Here is a 20979-nt window from a genome sequence, read left to right as displayed (position 1 = left end):
AGCTCCAGCCCACTTCGGCTTCCCCTCCCTCCCCTCCCTCGCCTGGAGCGTCCCCAATGCCTCCTCTCCTCAGGAACGGCCCTCGTCTGGCAGCGGTGGTCGCCCTCGTGGCCACGGTGAGCAGTGCGTGCACCATCGGTTCGCTGGACGACTCGGGCGCCGTCGCCGACTATCCGTCCCGGGGTCTTTCGATCCTCGCTCCCGGGAGCGTCGGCGGCGGCTGGGACTCGCGGGCGCGCGGTATCGGCTCCGCGCTCACCGGCTGCGAGATCATCGACGAGGACGTCACGGTCACCAACGCCCCGGGCGCGGGCGGCACCATCGGGCTCGCCCGGATGGCGGGGCGGGACGGCGATCCGTACCAGCTGATGACCATGGACACGGTGACCATGATCGGCGGCGCCATCCAGAACCACTCCCCCGTGAAGCTGTCCGAGCTCACCCCCGTGGCGGGGCTCACGGTGAGTACCTCCGTGATCGTGGTGCCCGCCCGCTCCCCCTTCCACGACCTGCGCTCGGTGCTGGCCGCCATGCGGAAGGACCCCAAGCGGACCTCCTGGGTGGGCGGGTCGCTGGGCGGCCCGGACCACATCACGGTGGCCGGGCTCGCCAAGTCCGAGGGCGTCTCGGCGCGCAAGGTCACCTATGTGCCCACCGGTGGCGGCGGAGAGGTGCTCAACCTGCTGCTGAGCGGGGCCTCGAAGGTCGGCATCTCCACGCTGACGGAGGTCCGGCCGCAGATCGAGGCCGGGAAGCTGCGGGTCCTCGCGGTCAGCGGCGGCAAGGCTCCCGAGGGCATCGACGCTCCCACCCTCGGCGAACTCGGCTACGGGGACGAGTCCGTGGTGAGCGTCGGCGGGGTCATGGCCCCGCCCGGGCTGAGCGACGAAGAACAGCGGGCGATCGTGAGGGTGGTGGAGCGGATGCGCCGGACTTCGTGCTGGAAGCGGGCGTTGCGGCAGAACGACTGGAAGGACGTGTGGGTGCCGGGGAAGAAGTACGGCGCCCTGATCGACAAGCAGCAGCGCCAGGTCGGCCAGGCGCTCACGGCCGTGGGGCTCGGGTCATGAGCGCGCACGACGAGGCGGTGAGCGCGCGGGACGAGGCGGCGAACCTGACGCCGGACGCCGCGGCGAACCCGGCACCGGACAGCGCGGCGAACCGTGCCGCGGACAGCACGTCCCCACCCGACGAGCGGCCCTGGAGCCCCCGGATAGCCGCCCTTCTCTTCCTCGCGGCGGGCGTGGCCGTGCTGGGCTGGGCCTTCGCCATCCCCGAAGGAGCCATCGACCAGGACGTGGGCCCCCGGGCGTTCCCCCTGCTGGTCGGCGTGGGGCTGTGCGTCTCGGCTTCGGTCGCCGTCGTCCAGGCGTTCCGCGGCAGCGACCCGGCGCTGACCGAGCAGGCGCGCGAGGAGGCCCGGCTGACCGAGTGGCGTCCGGTGGCGGCCCTGCTGGCGCTGCTGGTCTGCTATCTGTTCGCGCTGGCCCCCTGTGGCTACTGGCAGTCGACGACCGTGCTCTTCGCACTGGTCGCGCGGGTGCTCGGCAGCCGCCGGATCCTCCGTGACGCCCTGATCGGCCTGGTGCTCGCGCTGGCCGTGTACTTCCTCTTCGACCGTCTGCTGGGCATCCACCTGCCGCCCGGCATCGTCCGATTGGCGTTCTGACCATGGATGTCCTCAACGACCTCATGGGCGGTTTCGGCAGCGCGTTCAGCCCCCTGCACCTGCTGCTGGCGTTCGCGGGCTGCACGCTCGGCTCGCTGGTCGGCGTGCTGCCCGGCCTGGGCCCCGCCACCACGGTGGCGCTGCTCCTCCCGCTCACCTTCGTCTTCGACCCCACCGGCGCGCTGGTGCTCTTCGCGGGCATCTACTACGGCGGGATGTACGGCGGCTCCACCACGGCGATCCTGCTGAACGTGCCCGGCGAGACGGCGTCGGTCCCCACCACCCTGGAGGGCCATCCGATGGCCCGGTCCGGGCGCGCCGGGGCCGCGCTCGCCACGGCCGCCATCGGATCGTTCGTGGCGGGCACGATCTCCACCGTGGGGATCACCTTCGCGGGCCCTGCCATGGCGCAGATCGCCGAGAAGATCCAGCCCGCGGAGTACTTCGCGGTGATGGTCCTGGCCTTCGCCACGGTCACCGCGGTCGTGGCCGAGGCCCCCGCGCGCGGGCTGTGCAGCCTCTTCCTCGGCCTGGCCATCGGGCTCGTCGGCATCGACAGCCTCACCGGCCAGGCGCGCTACACCTTCGGGGTGCCGGAGCTGTACGACGGCGTCCAGATCGTGGCCGTCGCCGTCGGCCTCTTCGCGATCGGGGAGGCGCTCTACACCGCGGCCCGGATGCGACGGGCGCCCGAGGAGCAGATGCTCCCGGTGGGCGGCAGGATCGGGATGAGCCCGGAGGACTGGCGGCGGTCCTGGAAGCCGTGGCTGCGGGGTACGGCGATCGGGCTGCCGATCGGCGCCCTGCCCGCGGGCGGCGCGGAGATCCCCACGTTCCTCAGCTACAACGTGGAGAAGCGGCTGTCCCGGAACAAGAAGGAGTTCGGCAAGGGCGCCATCGAGGGTGTGGCCGGTCCCGAGGCCGCCAACAACGCCGCGTTCTCCGGGGTGCTGATGCCCCTGCTGACGCTGGGCATCCCCACCTCGGCGACGGCCGGTGTGCTGCTGATCGCGTTCCAGATGTACAACGTGCAGCCCGGACCCCAGCTGTTCGAGACCCAGTCGGCGCTGGTCTGGACGCTGATCGCCAGCCTCTACATCGGCAATGTGATGCTGCTGGTGCTCAACCTGCCGCTGATCCCGCTGTGGGTGAAGCTCCTCCGGCTGCCCCGCCCGCTGCTCACCGCGGGCATCCTGGTCTTCGCCGCCCTGGGGGTGTACGCCCTGTCCCAGAACGCGGTCGACCTCGGCATCGCGGTGCTCTTCGGCCTGCTGGGCTTCGGCATGCGCCGCGCCGGCTATCCCGTCGCCCCACTGATCCTGGGCGCCGTACTGGGCCCGATGGCGGAGACCCAGTTCCGCCGCGCGATGGCCTTCAGCGAGGGCGACTGGACGATCTTCTTCACCCGTCCGCTCTCCGCCGCGATCCTGTTCCTGTCCCTGCTCGCCCTGGCCGGCCCGATGGCCGCCCGAGCACTACGCCGGAGCCGGGGACGCGAGCCGGAACCGGCGCGCTGACCCCCGCAAGCCCCGGCCGGGCCCCCGCGCGAGCCATCCGCGCGGGGGCCTCGCCGTGGCGGCTGCTTTCGGTCTGATCCGTCGGCCTCAGTCCCGGTGGTCGGGCGCGACGCGCTCCACGAGGCGGAGGAGGGCGGACCAGGCGAGGGTGTACGCCTGGTCGTCGGTGAAGTCGGAACCGTGGTCCTCGCCCGACAGCTGGCGGGCGGTGAGCTCGCAGATGTCCGGGTCGGGCGTGGTGAGCTTCGCGCCGCCGGCCATGGCCGTGGTCTGGATCTCGCACGCCTTGTCCAGGTAGTACATCCGCAGGAACGCCTCGCCCGGGGTCTCGCCGACGGTCAGCAGACCGTGGTTGCGCAGGATCAGCGCGGGGTGGCCGGCGAGGTCGGCGACGAGACGGCGCTGTTCGGCGAGGTTGAGGGCGACGCCCTCGTAGCCGTGGTAGCCGACCCTGCCGTAGAACTCCATGGAGATCTGGTTGAGCGGGAGCAGACCGTCCTCCTGCGCGGCGACGGCGCAGCCCGCCTTGGTGTGGGTGTGCAGGACGCAGTGGGCATCGGGACGGGCGGCGTGGATGGCGCTGTGGATGACGAAACCGGCGGGGTTGACGGGGTGCGGGGTGTCCTCGACGGGGCGGCCGGAGAGGTCGACCTTGACCAGGTTCGACGCGGTGATCTCCTCGAAGAGCAGGCCGTACGGGTTGATCAGGAAGTGGTGCTCGGGCCCGGGGACGCGGGCGGAGATATGCGTGAAGATCAGGTCGGTCATCCGGAAGTGGGCCACCAGGCGGTAGACGGCGGCGAGTTCGCGGCGCAGCCGCCATTCCTCGTCGAGGGGCGCCTGGTCGGCGCGGTGGGGTGAAGCGGACACGGTAAGGACTCCCTCGGGGCGGGGTGGCGTCAGGGGACAGTTTGCCCACGCACACCTCTTGTCACCGAACGACCGGGTCCACAGAATCCTTCGGAGACCGGCTACGGCCCATATCGCGAACATGGTTCGACATATCGAATGGGGTTGCTCATGCGTCTCGTCCTTCGCCGCCTCCGCTGCCTGCCGCGCTTATCCCGCCCCGAACGGTCACGGCCCAGGCGCCTGGCCGGGGCGCTGCTGGCCGGTCTGCTGACCGCCACCGGGGTGGGTACCGTCGCGTACGCGGCGCCCCCGGCCGACGCGGCCCGCGCCGCCGTAAAGCCCCTGGCCGCCGCCCCGCAGATCGACGTACCCGCCGCGCCCATGGGCTGGGCCTCCTGGAACAGCCTCGCCAGCCAGATCGACTACGACACGATCAAGGCCCAGGTGGACGCCCTGGTGTCCTCCGGCATGGCCGAGGCCGGGTACGAGTACGTCAACATCGACGAGGGCTGGTGGTGGGGCACCCGCGACAGCGAGGGCGACATCACCGTCGACACCGAGCAGTGGCCCGGCGGGATGAAGGCCATCGCCGACTACATCCACAGCAAGGGGCTCAAGGCCGGGATCTACACCGACGCCGGCAAGAACGGCTGCGGCTACTTCTATCCCACCCCGCCGGGCACCCCGCCCGCCCCGGGCAGCGGCAGCGAGGGCCACTACGAGCAGGATCTGCGGGCCTTCCAGGAGTGGGGCTTCGACTACGTCAAGGTCGACTGGTGCGGGGGCCAGGACGAGGGGCTCGACCAGGAGGCCACCTACCGGGCGATCAGCGAGGCGAACAAGGCGGCGACCGCCGTCACCGGCCGCCGCCTGGTGCTGTCGCTGTGCGAATGGGGCTCGGGGCGGCCGTGGAACTGGGCCCCGGGCGTGGGCGATCTGTGGCGTACCAGCACCGACATCATCTACTGGGGGCAGACGCCCTCGGCCACCGCGATGCTGTCCAACTTCGACCAGGGCCTGCACCCCACCGCCCAGCACACCGGCTACTACAACGACCCGGACATGCTCATGGTCGGCATGAAAGGCTCCAACGCCACGCTCGACCGCACCCATATGAGCCTGTGGGCGATCTCCGGCGCCCCGCTGCTCGCCGGGAACGACCTCACCACCATGACGCGGGAGACCGCGGGCGTCTTCACCAACCCCGAGGTCATCGCCGTCGACCAGGACCCGCGCGGACTCCAGGGCGTGAAGGTCGCCGAGGACGCCGCGGGGCTGCAGGTGTACGCCAAGGTGCTGTCCGGCACCGGGAAGCGCGCCGTGCTGCTGCTCAACCGCACCTCCGCCGCCAAGCCCATCACCGCCCGCTGGACCGACCTCGGGCTGACCGGCGCCGCCGCCTCCGTCCGTGACCTCTGGAAGCGCGCCTCGGTGGGCAGCCACAGCGGCGGCTACACGGCCACCGTCCCGGCCGGGGAGGCCATGCTGCTGACCGTCTCGGGCACGGAGGCCCCGGGCACCGCGTACCAGAGCACCACCGGCTCCTTCACCGTCACCGCCAAAACGGCGGGGCTGAAACTGGCCGACATCACCTACGCGAACGGCGGCACCTCCCCGCGCACCGCCACCCTGCGCGTCGGCGGCCAGTACGCCACCACGCTCGCCCTGCCGCCCACCGGCTCCGCCACCGCCCGCCGCACCGTCTCCGTCCTGCTCTCCCTGGCCAAGGGCACCAACACCGTGACCGTGAGCGGGGGCCCGGACGCCATCAGCGTCCAGGACCTCCCGGGCACCGGCGGCGTCCAGGCCGTCGGCGGCTGAACGGGGCAGGGCCCCCGCGCGAGTCGACCGCGCGGGGGCCCCTTTTCCGCCTGCCCGTGAAAGTTGAGAAGACGATCACGTGAGCAGGAGGTCCATTACTGCGCGAGCAGCAGGTTGTGGGCACGCTCCTTGGCGGCCGTGTAACGGCGCGCCACATCCTGCCAGTTGACGACCTTCCACATGGCTTCGATGAAGTCCACCTTCTGGTTCTTGTACTGCAGGTAGAAGGCGTGCTCCCAGGCGTCGAAGACCAGGATCGGCACCGAGCCCTGCCCCACGTTCCCCTGGTGGTCGTAGACCTGCTCGACCACCAGCCGCCCGCTGACCGGCTCGTACGCCAGCACGCCCCAGCCCGAGCCCTGGGTGGTGGCGGCGGCCTTGGACAGCTGGGCCTTGAAGCCCGCGAAGGAGCCGAAGTGCTCGGCGATGGCGTCGGCCAGCTCCCCGACCCCGTCCCTCTCCAGCGGCTCGCCGCCACCGTCACCGGTCATGTTGTGCCAGTAGATGCTGTGCAGGATGTGGCCGGACAGATGGAAGGCCAAGTTCTTCTCGAGCCCGTTGATCGAGCCCCACTGATCCTTGTCCCGCGCCTCCGCGAGCTGCTCCATCGTGTCGTTCGCGCCCTTGACGTACGCGGCGTGGTGCTTGTCGTGGTGCAGCTCGATGATCTCGGGACTGATGACCGGGGCCAGCGCCGAGTAGTCATACGGAAGTTCAGGAAGTGTGTAGATGGCCATGCGAAGCCCTTCGGACCGCTTATTGCAATCAACTTGCAAGTACACGCTAGCAGCAAGAGTGATTCCCGCCAGCCGGAACCGGAGGCTCGGGTCCAAAGGAGACTCGGACCCAAAGACGAAAGGCGGGGCGGGTCCTCCGATCGAGGACCCGCCCCGCCTCCATGCGCGCGGGGTGGTGTGGGCTCAGCTCCGCTTCGCCGCCACCCGCTGCCGTACGAAGCCGATGATCGCGAGGGCGATCGCCATCACGGCCGTGGCGTACAGCTGGCTGCGGGTGTCGCTCTCGCGCAGCATCAGCAGCAGGACCCCGACCGTGGCGGCCAGCGCGACCCAGGTCAGGTAGGGGAAGAGCCACATCTTCACGACCAGCTTCTCCGGGGCCTCCCGCTGCAAGCGGCTGCGCATCCGCAGCTGGGCGGCGGCGATGAAGCCCCAGACCACCAGCACCGCGGCGCCGACCATGTTGAGCAGCCACTTGAAGATGGTCTCCGGCCACCAGTAGCTCAGCAGCACCGCGACGAAGCCGAAGAAGGAGGAGGCGAGCACGGTGAGGCGGGGCACACCGCCGGTGACCCGGCCCAGGAAGGCCGGGCCCTCGCCACGGGTGACCAGTGAGTAGGACATCCGGGAGGCGCCGTAGATGTTGGCGTTCATCGCGGAGAGCAGTGCGATCAGCACGATCACGTTCATGATGTCGCCGGCCGCGGGGATGTCGAGGTGGTTGAGCACGGCCACGTACGGGCCCTCCTCGACCACGGACTTGTCGTTCCACGGGATGAGCGTGACCACGACCAGCATCGAGCCGACGTAGAAGAGGGCGATGCGCCACATCGCGGTGCGCACCGCGCCCGCGACGCTCTTGACGGGGTTCTCGGACTCGGCCGCCGCGATCGTCACCGTCTCCAGGCCGCCGTAGGCGAAGACGGAGGCCAGCAGGCCGACGACCAGGCCGTTCACCCCGTTGGGCAGGAAACCGCCGTCGCCGCTGAGATGGGAGCCGCCCGGGGCGTCGGTGCCCGGCAGGACGCCGAGGACCGCGAGCACGCCCAGGACGAGGAAGATCGTGATCGCGGCGATCTTCAGCGCGGCGAACCAGAACTCGAACTCGCCGAAGTTGCTGACCGCCGCGAGGTTCGTGCCGCAGAACATCGCCATGAAGAGGGCGACCCACATCCAGGATTCGCTGCCCGGGAACCACTGGACCATGATCCCGGCCGCGCCGATCGCCTCGGCGGCGATGCCCACGCACAGCAGGATCCAGAACATCCAGCCCACCGTGAACCCGGCCCACGGTCCGATCGCCCGCTCGGCGTGCACGGAGAACGAGCCGGAGGCCGGATTGGCCGCCGACATCTCGCCGAGCATCCGCATCACGAGCATCACCAGCAGCCCGGACAGCGCGTAGGCCACCACGATCGACGGACCGGCGGCGGCGATTCCGGCGCCGGAGCCGACGAACAGCCCCGCGCCGATCACGCCACCGAGGGCGATCATCGACAGATGACGCTGCTTGAGGCCGTGGGAGAGCGGCGGCGTGGCGGTCGCGCCCGTGCCGGTCGCCTCGGCGGCGCCGGATGGCGCCGAGGACGCGGGTGTCCGGTTCATTCTTCTTCTCTGTCCCTTACGACGAGCGCCGGTGGCGGATGCAAAACGTCCCCAGTGTGAAGGGCGTGTTCTACGGGGACAACATCGCGGACAATCTTTTCTGGATATCGGACACTCGCGTCACGCTCCGTATCAGGGACCTCTGCCAGAAGCCGCCAAGCCGATGCGTCCGGCTTTGTGGTCATCCGACGGTGTCCGCGGGCCGCGCGTTGGGTTAGCGTCCCGGTATCCACCCTCTGACCTGGGAGCATCGCTGATGAGCACTGTTTCTGCCGCCGCCACACCCGGTACGGTCCTCGCGGACGCGGTCTTTCCCGCCCGGCGCGTCCTGGCCCGCGACACCACGCTGGTCATCGGGGGCGCCGTGCTCACCGGCCTCGCGGCCCAGATCTCGGTGCCCGTCCCCGGCTCGCCTGTGCCGGTGACCGGCCAGACCTTCGCCGCCCTGCTGGTGGGCACCTCGCTGGGCGCCCGGCGCGGCTTCCTGTCGCTGGCGCTGTACACCCTGGTCGGCATGGCGGGCGTGCCATGGTTCGCCGAGTCCAGTTCCGGCGCCGCCATGCCGTCGTTCGGCTATGTGCTGGGCATGCTGCTGGCGGCGACCGTGGTGGGCGCGCTCGCCCGGCGCGGCGGTGACCGCGGGGTGCTGCGCACCGCGGGCACCATGGCGGTCGGCTCGGCGGTCACCTACGCCGTGGGCGTCCCGTACCTGGCGCTGGCCACCCATATCTCCCTCGGTGAGGCGATCGCGGCCGGGCTCACCCCCTTCCTGATCGGTGACGCCCTTAGGGACTGTCTCCAGTTGTGATCATTGGGCTTTCAGGATGCTGCTGATCCAGATGGTCGCTGCGCGGAGATGGAGTCCGGCGAGGTAGCTCTCGGGCGTCTTGTCGTAGCGGGTCGCGATGCCTCGCCAGTCCTTCATCCTGTTGATGGCCCGCTCGACCGTGTTGCGGTCGCGGTAGAGATCGGCATTGTGGGTGACGGGCCTGCCGCCCCGGCTGCCTTTCTTCCTGCGGTTGGCGGCCTGGTCCCTCTTCTCCGGGATGACTGCCTTGATGCGGCGTTTGCGCAGATGGGCTCGGTTGGCGCGGGAGGAGTAGGCCTTATCACCGGCCACGGCAGCCGGCCGGGTGCGGGGACGGCCGACCGGCAGACGGACCCGTACCTTGCTCAGAACCGGGATGAACTGCGGGCTGTCGGCGGCCTGTCCGGCGGTCAGAAGGAGCGCCATCGGCCGGCACCGCCGGTCGGCAGCCAGGTGGATCTTGCTGGTCAGCCCGCCGCGCGACCGTCCGAGCAGGGCGGCCTTCAGCCGGGCCCGCTGTCGTAAGCGGATGCGCCGGCGTTCGGCCCGGACCGGATCGGTTTCGCCGTCCTGCCCGCCTTGTCCCTGCGATGCTCCCCCTTTTGCGAGGCTGCCTCCTCGAGTGCGGCCAGAGTCTGTTCGCTGACCCGCATGCCGGCGGCGTCGTGATGGGCCCGCGTGGTGGTGGAGTCCACGCTGACCAGGGACATGTCGATCTCGTCCCTGCGGGCGGCCTCGGCGATCGCTTCGTCCAGCAGGGTCTGGAAGACGCCCGCGTCCCGCCATCGCATGAAGCGGTTGTAGACGGTCTGCCAGGCGCCGAACCGCTCGGGCATCTCTCTCCACTGGCTGCCGGTGCGGAACCGCCAGATCACCCCCTCGAACTGCTCACGCAGCCGCTCGGGGTACGGGCCGAACCTGCCGACCGGCAGGAACGGCTCGATGAACTCCCACTCAAGGTCGGTGAGTTGCGCACGCGTCACAGCACAGTCTTATCGGACCGGCCCCCACCCCGGGGCTTGATCACAACCGGAGACAGTCCCTAAGGCCGCCCTGGCGATGGGCGCGCTCCCGGCCGCCTGGAAGCTGGTGGGCCGCCGCGGCTGAGCCGACGGATAACCGACGGAAGCCGATGGAGAACGGGAAAGGGCCCCCGCGCGGTCGACTCGCGCGGGGGCCCTGCCGTGGCGGCGGAGAAGGGATCAGTCGAAGATCGGGCCGACCGTGCGGGTCCGCTTGATCTCGTAGAAGCCGGGGATAGAGGCGACCATCAGGGTGCCGTCCCAGAGCTTGGCGGCGGCCTCGCCCTTGGGGGCCGGAGTGACCACGGGGCCGAAGAAGGCGATCTGCTCGCCGTCTGAGCCCGGGACGGCGATGACGGGGGTGCCCACGTCCTGGCCGACCAGGTCGATGCCCTCCTTGTGGGAGGCGCGCAGTTCGGTGTCGTACGCGTCGGAGTCGGCGAAGTCGGCGAGCTCGGCGGGGAGACCGGCCTCCTCGAGGGCGGCCACGATCGTCTCGCGGTTCTTCTCCAGGCCCTGGTTGTGGAAGCGGGTGCCGAGGGCGGTGTAGAGGGGGCCGAGGACCTCGCTGCCGTGCTTCTGCTCGGCGGCGATGCAGACCCGGACCGGGCCCCAGGCGGTCTTCAGCAGCTCGCGGTACTCCTCGGGCAGCTCATCCAGCTTGGGCTCGTTGAGCACGGCCAGGCTCATGACGTGCCAACGCACCTCGACCGGGCGCACCTTCTCCACCTCGAGCATCCAGCGCGAGGTCATCCAGGCCCAGGGACACAGCGGATCGAACCAGAAATCGGCGGGCGTCTTGGCAGTCTCGGTCACGGTTTCTCCTCAAGCGGGCGCGTTGATATAGCAAACGAATAGAGAGCTGGCTCCTTCAGGCAACGCGCACGGGAGGCGGCTCATTCCCCGATGCCGCGTGTCGGTGCCCCGTGACATGATTTCCGCTGTCCGAAATCCGAGATGCGAGACATTGGCGAGGGAGCCGCGTCGTGCCCGGTGAGAACCTGACCCGTGACGAGGCCCGTGAGCGGGCGAAGCTGCTGGCCGTCGAGGGTTACGAGGTGGCGCTCGATCTGCGGTCCGCGGTGGGTGAGCACACCGGGTCCGGGCCGCGCACCTACCGCTCCACCACGACGATCCGCTTCCGCTGCGCCGAGCCGGGCGCCGCGACCTTCGCCGATCTGCTGGCGCCCTCGGTGACCTCGGCGCGGCTCAACGGGCGGGAGCTGGACCCGGCGGCGGTCTTCGACGGCTCCCGGATCGCGCTGGAGGGTCTCGCCGCGGAGAACGAGCTGGTGGTGGACGCGCAGTGCGCGTACAGCCGGACCGGCGAGGGGCTGCACCGCTTCGTGGACCCGGAGGACGGCGAGGTCTACCTCTACACCCAGTACGAGCCGGCCGACGCCCGCAGGGTCTTCGCCAACTTCGAACAGCCGGACCTCAAGGCCCCGTTCACCTTCTCGGTGACCGCCCCGGAGGGCTGGACGGTGCTGAGCAACGGGGCGGTGGACCGGGTGGAGCCGTCCGGTGCCGACGACGCCGCCGCGACCAGCCACTTCGTGACCACCCGGCCCATCTCGACGTACATCACGGCCGTGGTCGCCGGTCCGTACCACTACGAGAGCGACCTCTACCGCCGCACGCTGCCGGACGGCTCGGCGCTGGAGATCCCGCTGGGCGCGCTCTGCCGCAAGGGGCTGGCCAAGCACTTCGACGCGGACGACATCTTCACCGTCACCAAGCAGGGCCTGGACTTCTTCCACGACCACTTCGACTATCCGTACCCGTTCGGCAAGTACGACCAGGCGTTCGTGCCGGAGTACAACCTCGGCGCGATGGAGAACCCGGGCTGTGTGACCTTCCGCGAGGAGTTCATCTTCCGCGGCAAGGTCACGAAGGCGTCGTACGAGGGCCGGGCGAACGTCATCCTGCACGAGATGGCGCATATGTGGTTCGGCGACCTGGTGACCATGGAGTGGTGGGACGACCTGTGGCTCAAGGAGTCGTTCGCGGACTTCATGGGGGCCTTCTCGCTGGTCGGGGCGACCCGCTTCACCGACGGCTGGATCACCTTCGCCAACCGTCGCAAGGCATGGGCGTACCGCGCCGACCAGCTGCCGTCCACCCATCCGATCACGGCCGACATCCGTGACCTGGAGGACGCCAAGCTCAACTTCGACGGGATCACCTACGCCAAGGGCGCGTCCGTGCTCAAGCAGCTGGTGGCCTATGCCGGGCAGGACGCCTTCCTGGAGGGCGCGCGGCGCTACTTCAAGCGGCACGCGTACGGCAACACCCGGCTGTCGGACCTGCTGTCGGTGCTCGGCGAGACCTCGGGGCGGGACATGGCCACCTGGTCGCGCGCCTGGCTGGAGACCGCGGGGGTGAACGTGCTGACCCCGCAGGCCACCTATGACGCCGAGGGGCACATCACCGAGCTGGCGGTGGTCCAGGAGGCCGCCGACAGTCATCCGACGCTACGGCCGCACCGGGTGGCCGTGGGGCTGTACCGCAAGGAGGCCCCGGCCGGGGAGCGCCCCGGGGCCCTGGTGCGCTACGCCCGCGCCGAGGTGGACGTCGACGGCCCCCGTACGGTGATCCCCGAGCTGACCGGCGCCTCCCGGCCCGATCTGGTCCTGGTCAACGACGACGACCTCACCTACTGCAAGATCCGTTTCGACGAGGGCTCGCTGGACACTCTGCGCGAGCACCTCGGCGAGCTGACCGATCCGCTCGCCCGCGCCCTGAGCTGGTCCGCGCTGTGGAACCTCACCCGTGACGCGCTGCTGCCCGCACGCGACTATCTGGAGCTGGTGCGGCGGTTCGCCGGGGCCGAGAGCGACATCGGGGTGCTCCAGATGGTCCAGGCGTGGGCGCTGTCCGCCCTGCACGACTACTCGGCGCCGGACGCGCGCGAGGAGGCCGCCGCCCGGCTGGCCGAGGGCGCGCTGAGCGAGCTGCGGCTGGCCGAGCCGGGCAGCGGGCATCAGCTGGCCTGGGCGCGGTTCTTCGCACAGGTGGCCGCCGCCGAGTCCGAGCTGCGGCTGCTGCGCGGGCTGCTGGACGGCACGGCCCGGATCGACGGGCTGGATGTGGACCAGGAGCTGCGCTGGACGTTCCTGGCCGCGCTGGCCTCGAGCGGCCAGGCCGACGAGGCGCTGATCGCCGCCGAGCTGGCCCGCGACGACACCGCCTCCGGCAAGCGCCACCAGGTGCGGTGCCTGGCCGCCCGGCCCTCCGCCGCGGTCAAGGCCGAGGCCTGGGACGCGGTGGTGGAGTCCGACCGGCTCTCCAACGCCCTGGTGGAGGCCACGATCTCCGGTTTCGACCAGCCGGGCCAGCGGGATCTGCTGGCGCCGTACGCACCCCGCTACTTCGAGGTGATCGAGCGCGTCTGGCAGGAGCGGTCGATCGAGATCGGGATGGCGATCGTGCGCGGGCTGTTCCCGGCCGCCCAGGGCGACACCCGCACCCTGGAAGCGGCCGACGCCTGGCTGGACGGGCACCCGGACGCGGCCCCCGCGCTGCGCCGACTGGTCCTGGAGGCCCGCGACGACCTCGCCCGCGCCCTGCGCGGCCAGGAGTGCGACGCGAGGGCGGCCGCCTGACGCGAACGTCCGACCGAAGCGGGAGCTCCTCCGGGAGAAGATTCGACCGAAGCGGGAGCTCCTCCGGGAGAAGATTCGACCGAAGCGGGAGCTCCTCCGGGAGAAGATTCGACCGAAGCGGGAGCTCCTCCGGGAGAAGATTCGACCGAAGCGGGAGCTCCTCCGGGAGAAGATTCGACCGAAGCGGGAGCTCCTCCGGGAGAAGATTCGACCGAAGCGGGAGCTCCTCCGGGAGAAGATTCGACCGAAGGGGGAGCTCCTCCGGGAGAAGAGGGGAGCTCTTTTCGGCATTCGAACTGCCGTACTTTAGTGCGGTGTTGTCCGCTTTTGTCGACGACTGTGTAACAGCGGTTAGCCGGTGGACCGGGCGCGGGAATGGCGGAGGCATGAGCCACAACACGCCGCTGTCCCCCCGCCCCCTCCACCACCTCTCGGACGTCCAGCGCCGGGTCCTGACGACACGTCAGTTGCGCGAGCACGGTGTGACCGCGTCCGTCGCCGCGGAGCGCTGCCGGACCGGCGGGCCCTGGCAGCAGATCCTGCCGGGCGTCCATCTGCTCCACCCGGGCCCCGCGACCAGCGAGGAGCGGCTGCTGGCCGCGCTGCTGTACACCGCGAGCCGTGGCCAGGGGGCCGACGGGTCGGCGGGCGGCGGCGAGCCGGGCGGCGGCGAGCCGGGCGGCGAGGCGATGATCACCGGGCTGGCGGCGCTCGCCCTGTGCCACTTCTCCTCCGCTCCCCCGCTGGCGTCTCTCGACCACATCGACGTCCTCGTGCCGCGCACCCGGCGGCTGCGCGCCACCGGCTTCGTCCGCTTCGTCCGGGCCGGCACCCTGCCCGCCCCCCAGTACCTCGCGGGCGTGCCCACCGCCCCGGTGGCCCGCGCCCTCGCCGACGCCGTCGCCCGGCTCACCGACGCCGTACTGGTCCGCAGACTGCTCACCGAGTCCGTGCGCCACGGCCACTGCGAGGCCGCGGCCGTCGTCGCGGAGCTGAACTCGGCCCGGCTGCTGTCCCGGCCGCATGTCGTGGACGCCGTGGACGCGCTGCTCGCCGAGGGCCGGGCGATCGCCGAGAGGCGGCTGTACGACATGGTGCGCGGCCACCATCTGCCCGAGCCGCTGTGGCACGTGGAGCTGCGGCTGCCCGGCGGTCCCGGCCTCGGCGGGGTGGACGCCTACTGGCATGAGCAGGCGGTGGCGGTGGAGATCGACGCCCGGGCTCCGCGCCAGGACGAGGAGGTCTGGCGCGGCGGCTTCGGCCGCAAGCGCGAGCACCTGGAGCGGCTCGGGATCACGGTCGTGCGCGTGACCCCGAAGAAGCTCCGGGAGTCACCGGAGGAGCAGGCCGCGGTGGTCCGTACCGCCCTGATCGCGGCGGCCGACCGCGAACCGGCCTCCTATGTGGTGGTCCTGCCGCGCTGAGGCGCCCGCCGGACGGCTCAGGGCTTGCGCAGCAGCAGCTCGGTGTTGCGGTCCGTCGCGTCGCCGGCCAGCTTCTGGCTGGCGCCGGGCGCGTTGAAGGACAGCTCGCGGTAGAGGGCCGCGAGCCCGGTCTGGGACAGGTCCGAGAAGTCCGTGCGGTGCGGCGCGGCCGATTCGATGAGCGTGGTGAACAGGGAGATCGTGCCGTCGTGGTTGTCCACGACCTCGAACACCCGGGCCAGCTGGGGGAAGTCCACATGCGAGGCGGTGGTGATCTCCCAGAAGGTGCCGCGCGGGGTGATCTCGTTCTGGTGGCTGTGGCCGTTGATCCAGGCCAGCACCTTGGGGTGGCGCTGGAAGAGGGCGACGACCTCGTCCCCGCCGTGGCGGGCCTCGCCCGGGCGGCCCGGGTCGTGGTTCATGTTGTCCAGGGTGCGGCTGTAGTGGTGGCTGAAGACGATCACGTAGTCGTCCTTGTGCGCCTTCAGCGTCCGCTCCAGCCAGCGCAGTTGGGCGGTGCCGAGCGAACCGGTGTAGTGGCCGCCCGGGTCGGTGGTGTCCAGGCTGATGCCGATCATGTTCTCGGAGATCCGGAACGAGTAGTAGAGCGTGCCCTGCTCGAGGTTGTCCTTGGTGTAGCCGTGGCCGACCGGTCCGGAGCCCGTGGCGGCCGGGTCGAGGTGCGCGGCCAGGTACTCGGTCTGGGTGAAGGGCGCGCGGCGCTCGTCGGGGGTCACCGTGCGCATGTCCTTGGCGTGCGCGTCCAGCAGCGCCTTCATCTGGACGCCCTTGGGGTCGTTTCCGACGCGCGTGCCCTTGAACAGCCGCTCCGCGGCGGCCGCCGGGATGATCTCCAGCTTGCGCTTCCCGGTGGCGAAGTCCGTGTAGTAGTCGTGGCCGAGGGAGTAGACACCGCCCGCCAGATCGTCGTGGTTGCCGATGGTGGAGTACCACGGCAACCGGAGCCCGGGGCTGTTGACGGTGCGCAGCGCGGCCTCGAGGAAGCCGTCGACGCGCGGGAAGCCGGCCTTCTTGTCGGCGTCGCGCAGCGCCTCCTCGGGGTGCCAGAACTCCTTGAGCCCGCTGTTCTGGACGCCCTCGTAGCGGCGCGGATCGCCGGTGTTGGGGGTGATCCGCCCGCCGTTCATGGCGGTCAGGAACCAGTCCAGCTCGATCTTGGCGTTGTTGTCGGTGTTGTCGCCGGTGGTCATGACGAACGACAGCGGCGCCCCGGTGGCCGGTCCGCCGCGCAGCCCGTTGATCCGCTCGATGAGCGAGGCGACCCCGGCGACGGTCAGCGCCTCGTGCGGCCGCCATGCCCCGGTGCGCCCGGAGCGCAGGAACTCGTAGCGCATCGGGTGCTGGACGTCGGTCAGATGCAGATCCGTGAGCTGGACGAAGGAGGCGAGCGCGGTGCGCCGGTCCTCACGGCCGCCCTTGGCGCCGGTGATCTCGGTGCGGACCTCACGGGCCCAGGCGGGGCCGTCGGCAAGCCGCCGGTAGCCGGTGGCGCCGTGTGCGGCCGAGAACGTCTCCAGCGTCGTACCGGCCGTCGAGGGCGCCGCCGGGGCCTGCACCACCCGGCGGCCCGCGGCGTGCGCGGTGGCGGGCTGCGAGGCACCGGCCGAGCCGCTGCCGGGACCGAAGGCGATTCCCAGGCCGGCCGTGGCACCGGTGGCGGTGGCGGCGGCGAGGAAGGTGCGCCGGTCGAGGGTGGCGACGGCAGCTGCGGCGGACCGTACGGACCGTATGCGGGACATGCGCGATCTCCCCGAGTGGACACGCGGTGACGGGCGGACAGCGAGGCTGTCCTCACCTGGATCGTTGGCATCGGGGATGGCCTGGGAGTGAACGAGGCGGCAACGCGGGTCGCCGATCTCCACACGTGGATCTTGGCGGTAGCAAACGGTCATCGCGCCCTTGTGAACAGGAATTCTTCCGCTCACTCGGCGTTCATCGGATCTGGGAACCGCCCCCGCCATATCCGGGAGCCGATCCCCGCCGTGGGATAAATCACGGGACGGTAACGGACCCGCCTGAGACACTTGCCAGGAGGGTAGGCGCCCCGAACAGGCACAACCAAGGAAAAGGGCTGATATGAGGATCGGAATCGTCGGAGCGACCGGCCAGGTCGGCGGAGTGATGCGCAGGGTGCTCGCCGAGCGTGACTTCCCGGCCGAGCAGCTGCGGCTGTTCGCCTCCGCCCGCTCGGCCGGCCGTACGCTCCCGTGGCGCGGCACCGAGATCACCGTCGAGGACGCCGCCACGGCCGACTACTCCGGTCTGGACATCGTCCTGTTCTCCGCCGGCGGCGCCACCTCCAAGGCACTGGCCGAGAAGGTCGCCGCCCAGGGCCCGGTCGTGATCGACAACTCCTCGGCCTGGCGGATGGACCCCGAGGTGCCGCTGGTGGTCGCCGAGGTCAACCCGCACGCCGCGGTGGACCGCCCCAAGGGCATCATCGCCAACCCGAACTGCACCACCATGGCCGCCATGCCGGTGCTGCGCCCGCTGCACACCGAGGCCGGGCTCACCGCCCTGGTGGCCACCACCTACCAGGCCGTCTCCGGCTCCGGGCTGTCCGGCGTGGCCGAGCTCGACGGCCAGATCCGCAAGACCGCCGACCGCGCGGCCGAGCTCACCCACGACGGCGCCGCGGTGGAGTTCCCCGAGCCCGGGGTGTACGCCCGCCCGATCGCGTTCAATGTGCTCCCGATGGCCGGGAAGATCGTCGACGACGGCCGGTTCGAGACCGACGAGGAGCAGAAGCTCCGCAACGAGAGCCGCAAGATCCTCGAGATCCCGGAGCTGAAGGTGTCCGGCACCTGTGTCCGGGTCCCGGTCTTCACCGGCCACTCGCTCCAGGTGAACGCCCGCTTCGAGCGTCCGATCAGCGTGGAGCGCGCCTATGAGCTGCTGGCCGCGGCCCCGGGCGTGGCGCTCTCGGAGATCCCGACCCCGCTCCAGGCCGCGGGCCAGGACCCCAGCTATGTGGGCCGGATCCGGGTGGACGAGACGGTCGAGCACGGTCTCGCGCTGTTCCTGTCCAACGACAACCTGCGCAAGGGCGCGGCGCTGAACGCGGTGCAGATCGCCGAGCTGGTGGCGGCCGACCTGACCTGACGACCACGATTCGCCCGGGAGGGGAGCGGCCGATTTGCCCGCTCCCCTCCCGGCGTCCGCTCGTGGACACGTTGGTCTACCGGCACTGACCGCCCGACGTGCGAGGATGGCCATCCGCCTGACGCATGGCGTACCGCACATGACGAACGGGAGTTAGCCGACGTGCCTGGCACCAACCTCACAAGGGAGGAAGCGCAGCAGCGGGCGCGCCTCCTCACGGTGGACGCGTACGAGATCGAACTGGACCTGAGCGGCGCCCAGGAGGGCGGTACCTACCGCTCCGTGACCACGGTGCGCTTCGACGCCGCCGAGTCGGGCGCGGAGTCGTTCATCGACCTGGTGGCGCCCGCGGTGCACGAGGTGGTGCTGAACGGCGACACGCTCGACCCGAACGAGGTCTTCAAGGATTCGCGGATCGCCCTGCCGGGGCTGCTGGCCGGGCGCAACGAGCTGCGGGTGGTCGCTACTTGCGCCTACACCAACACCGGTGAGGGGCTGCATCGCTTCGTCGACCCGGTCGACCAGCAGGCGTACCTCTACACCCAGTTCGAGGTGCCCGACGCCCGCCGGGTGTTCGCCAACTTCGAGCAGCCCGACCTGAAGGGCACGTTCCAGTTCACCGTCACGGCGCCCGAGGGCTGGACGGTGGTCTCGAACTCGCCGACGCCGGAGCCGAAGGACAACGTCTGGCGGTTCGAGCCGACCCCGCGCATCTCCACGTACATCACCGCGCTGATCGTCGGCCCGTACCACAGCGTGCACAGCTCCTACGAGAAGGACGGCCGCTCGGTGCCGCTGGGCATCTACTGCCGTCCCTCGCTCGCGGAGTACCTCGACTCGGACGCGATCTTCGCGGTGACGCGGCAGGGCTTCGCGTGGTTCGAGGAGAAGTTCGACTACGCGTACCCGTTCGCCAAGTACGACCAGCTGTTCGTGCCGGAGTTCAACGCAGGCGCGATGGAGAACGCGGGCGCGGTGACCATCCGCGACCAGTATGTCTTCCGCTCCAAGGTGACGGACGCGGCGTACGAGACGCGCGCCGAGACCATCCTCCACGAGCTGGCCCATATGTGGTTCGGCGACCTGGTCACCATGGAGTGGTGGAACGACCTGTGGCTGAACGAGTCGTTCGCCACCTACACCTCGATCGCCTGCCAGGCCCACGCGCCGGGCAGCAGGTGGCCGCACTCCTGGACCACCTTCGCCAACTCCATGAAGACCTGGGCCTACCGGCAGGACCAGCTGCCGTCCACCCACCCGATCATGGCCGAGATCAACGATCTGGACGACGTCCTGGTCAACTTCGACGGGATCACGTACGCCAAGGGCGCCTCGGTGCTCAAGCAGCTGGTCGCGTACGTCGGGATGGACGAGTTCTTCCGTGGCGTCCAGGCGTACTTCAAGCGCCACGCCTACAAGAACACCCGGCTGTCGGACCTGCTCGGCGCGCTGGAGGAGACCAGCGGACGCGATCTGAAGACCTGGTCCAAGCAGTGGCTGGAGACAGCGGGCATCAATGTGCTGCGGCCGGAGATCGAGACGGACGCGAGCGGCACCGTGACCTCCTTCGCGGTGCGGCAGGAGGCCCCGGCGCTTCCGCAGGGCGCCACGGGTGAGCCGACCTTGCGGCCGCACCGCATCGCCATCGGCCTCTACGACCTGAACCCGACCGGCAAGCTGATCCGCTCCGAGCGGATCGAGCTGGACGTGGACGGCGAGCTGACCGAGGTACCGCAGCTGACCGGCACAAAGCGCTCCGCGGTGATCCTGCTCAACGACGACGACCTCACCTACGCGAAGGTGCGGCTGGACCCGGACTCGCTGGCCGTGGTCACCGAGCACCTCGGCGACTTCGAGGAGTCGCTGCCGCGCGCGCTGTCCTGGGCCTCGGCCTGGGACATGGTCCGCGACGGCGAACTGGCCACCCGCGACTACCTCGCACTGGTGCTCTCGGGCATCGCCAAGGAGTCGGACATCGGCGTCGTCCAGTCCCTGCACCGCCAGGTGAAGCTGGCCCTGGACCTGTACGCCGCGCCGGACTGGCGCGAGACGGGCCTGGCCCAGTGGACCGAGGCCACGCTCGACCACCTGCGGGCGGCGGCACCGGGCAGCGACCACCAGCTGGCCTGGGCGCGGGCCTTCACGGCGACCGCCCGCACCGACGCCCAGCTGGACCTGGTCTCCGGGCTGCTCGAGGGCACCGAGACGATCGAGGGCCTGGCCGTCGACACCGAGCTGCGCTGGGCGCTGCTGGAGCGGCTCGCCGCCACGGGGCGTGCCGACGAGGCCGCGATCGCGGCGGAGCTGGAGCGCGACAAGACCTCCGCGGGCGAGCGGCACGCCGCCACAGCGCGGGCCGCGCGGCCGACGCCGCAGGCCAAGGCGGAGGCGTGGGCCTCGGTCGTGGAGAGCGACAAGCTGCCGAACGCGGTGCAGGAGGCGGTGATCGGCGGCTTCGTCCAGACCGATCAGCGGGAGCTGCTGGCGCCGTACACGGAGAAGTACTTCGCGGTGGCGAAGGACATCTGGAACAGCCGCAGCCATGAGATGGCACAGCAGATCGTGGTGGGGCTGTACCCGGCGCTGCAGGTCGCGCCGGAGACACTGGAGGCCACGGACGCGTGGCTCGCGTCTGCCGAACCGACGGCGGCGCTGAGGCGTCTGGTGACGGAGTCGCGGGCGGGCGTCGACCGTGCGCTACGGGCACAGGCGGCTGACGCCGCCGCGAGCTGACCACGGCGCGGCGCAGTGCGGGGCCGAACGCCCCGCACTGCGCCGCGGATACCTGGTTGTGGG

At 70.6% G+C, this 20979-nt stretch carries 14 protein-coding genes and 1 pseudogene; 9 read left to right on the top strand and 6 right to left on the bottom strand.

All coding sequences use genetic code 11. The features are described 5' to 3' along the window. Positions 1-56: 56 nt before the first annotated feature. Genes ACMTAK_RS32620 through ACMTAK_RS32610 form a run of 3 tightly spaced genes read left to right on the top strand, consistent with a single transcriptional unit; the run spans position 57 to position 3186 of the window. Positions 57-1070: a Bug family tripartite tricarboxylate transporter substrate binding protein gene (locus ACMTAK_RS32620; protein ID WP_413809484.1), complete on the top strand. Its 1014-nt coding sequence runs from the start codon at positions 57-59 to the stop codon at positions 1068-1070. After that, on the top strand, positions 1067-1669 hold the full coding sequence (locus ACMTAK_RS32615; protein ID WP_413809483.1) for a tripartite tricarboxylate transporter TctB family protein: 603 nt from the start codon (positions 1067-1069) through the stop codon (positions 1667-1669). The genes ACMTAK_RS32620 and ACMTAK_RS32615 overlap by 4 nt, the downstream gene beginning before the upstream one ends. A 2-nt stretch (positions 1670-1671) precedes the next feature. Further along, entirely contained in the window at positions 1672-3186 is a 1515-nt protein-coding gene (locus ACMTAK_RS32610) for a tripartite tricarboxylate transporter permease (protein WP_413809482.1), read from the top strand. A gap of 87 nt (positions 3187-3273) precedes the next feature. Here ACMTAK_RS32610 and ACMTAK_RS32605 read toward each other — a convergent pair whose 3' ends face one another. Further along, the gene (locus tag ACMTAK_RS32605; protein ID WP_413809481.1) at positions 3274-4056 is read right to left on the bottom strand and encodes a class II aldolase/adducin family protein; all 783 of its coding nucleotides are present in this window, start codon (positions 4054-4056) and stop codon (positions 3274-3276) included. Between the two features lie 150 nt (positions 4057-4206). On the opposite strand from ACMTAK_RS32605, the gene ACMTAK_RS32600 reads away from it, so the two are divergent. Continuing rightward, positions 4207-5859, top strand: coding sequence for an alpha-galactosidase (locus tag ACMTAK_RS32600; protein ID WP_413809480.1), 1653 nt, complete (start codon positions 4207-4209; stop codon positions 5857-5859). A gap of 95 nt (positions 5860-5954) precedes the next feature. Here ACMTAK_RS32600 and ACMTAK_RS32595 read toward each other — a convergent pair whose 3' ends face one another. Then, the gene (locus ACMTAK_RS32595) at positions 5955-6596 is read right to left on the bottom strand and encodes a superoxide dismutase (RefSeq protein ID WP_413809479.1); all 642 of its coding nucleotides are present in this window, start codon (positions 6594-6596) and stop codon (positions 5955-5957) included. 183 nt (positions 6597-6779) lie between these two features. Continuing rightward, entirely contained in the window at positions 6780-8201 is a 1422-nt protein-coding gene (locus ACMTAK_RS32590) for an amino acid permease (RefSeq protein ID WP_413809478.1), read from the bottom strand. Positions 8202-8457: 256 nt separating this feature from the next. Between ACMTAK_RS32590 and ACMTAK_RS32585 the strand changes: the two genes are divergently transcribed. Further along, positions 8458-9009 (top strand): biotin transporter BioY, encoded by a 552-nt coding sequence (locus ACMTAK_RS32585; protein WP_413809477.1) that lies wholly within the window; start codon positions 8458-8460, stop codon positions 9007-9009. Here the strand turns inward: ACMTAK_RS32585 and ACMTAK_RS32580 are convergent. Both ACMTAK_RS32580 and ACMTAK_RS32575 read right to left on the bottom strand, forming a co-directional pair. Next, a pseudogene (locus tag ACMTAK_RS32580) lies at positions 9010-9992 on the bottom strand (IS5 family transposase). Between the two features lie 219 nt (positions 9993-10211). After that, on the bottom strand, positions 10212-10847 hold the full coding sequence (locus ACMTAK_RS32575; protein ID WP_413809476.1) for a mycothiol-dependent nitroreductase Rv2466c family protein: 636 nt from the start codon (positions 10845-10847) through the stop codon (positions 10212-10214). Between the two features lie 170 nt (positions 10848-11017). On the opposite strand from ACMTAK_RS32575, the gene pepN (ACMTAK_RS32570) reads away from it, so the two are divergent. After that, positions 11018-13636, top strand: a complete 2619-nt coding sequence (pepN, locus tag ACMTAK_RS32570; RefSeq protein ID WP_413809475.1) for an aminopeptidase N — start codon at positions 11018-11020, stop codon at positions 13634-13636. Between the two features lie 386 nt (positions 13637-14022). Then, complete coding sequence (locus ACMTAK_RS32565; RefSeq protein ID WP_413809474.1) at positions 14023-15060, top strand: hypothetical protein; 1038 nt, start codon at positions 14023-14025, stop codon at positions 15058-15060. Between the two features lie 17 nt (positions 15061-15077). On the opposite strand, the gene ACMTAK_RS32560 is transcribed toward ACMTAK_RS32565, so the two are convergent. Further along, a complete protein-coding gene (locus ACMTAK_RS32560) occupies positions 15078-16820 on the bottom strand; it encodes a TIGR03767 family metallophosphoesterase (protein ID WP_413809473.1) in 1743 nt (580 codons plus the stop codon). A 337-nt stretch (positions 16821-17157) separates the two neighbouring features. Here ACMTAK_RS32560 and ACMTAK_RS32555 point away from each other — a divergent pair, with 337 nt between their 5' ends. Together ACMTAK_RS32555 and pepN (ACMTAK_RS32550) are read left to right on the top strand one after the other, a co-directional pair. Next, positions 17158-18183, top strand: a complete 1026-nt coding sequence (locus ACMTAK_RS32555) for an aspartate-semialdehyde dehydrogenase (protein ID WP_413809472.1) — start codon at positions 17158-17160, stop codon at positions 18181-18183. A gap of 162 nt (positions 18184-18345) precedes the next feature. Continuing rightward, a complete protein-coding gene (pepN, locus tag ACMTAK_RS32550) occupies positions 18346-20916 on the top strand; it encodes an aminopeptidase N (protein ID WP_413809471.1) in 2571 nt (856 codons plus the stop codon). The last annotated feature ends 63 nt before the right edge of the window (positions 20917-20979 follow it).

The organism is Streptomyces lacaronensis (assembly GCF_047337785.1).
Lineage (GTDB): Bacteria > Actinomycetota > Actinomycetes > Streptomycetales > Streptomycetaceae > Streptomyces > Streptomyces lycopersici.
This window is presented reverse-complemented; position numbering and strand designations above follow the sequence as displayed.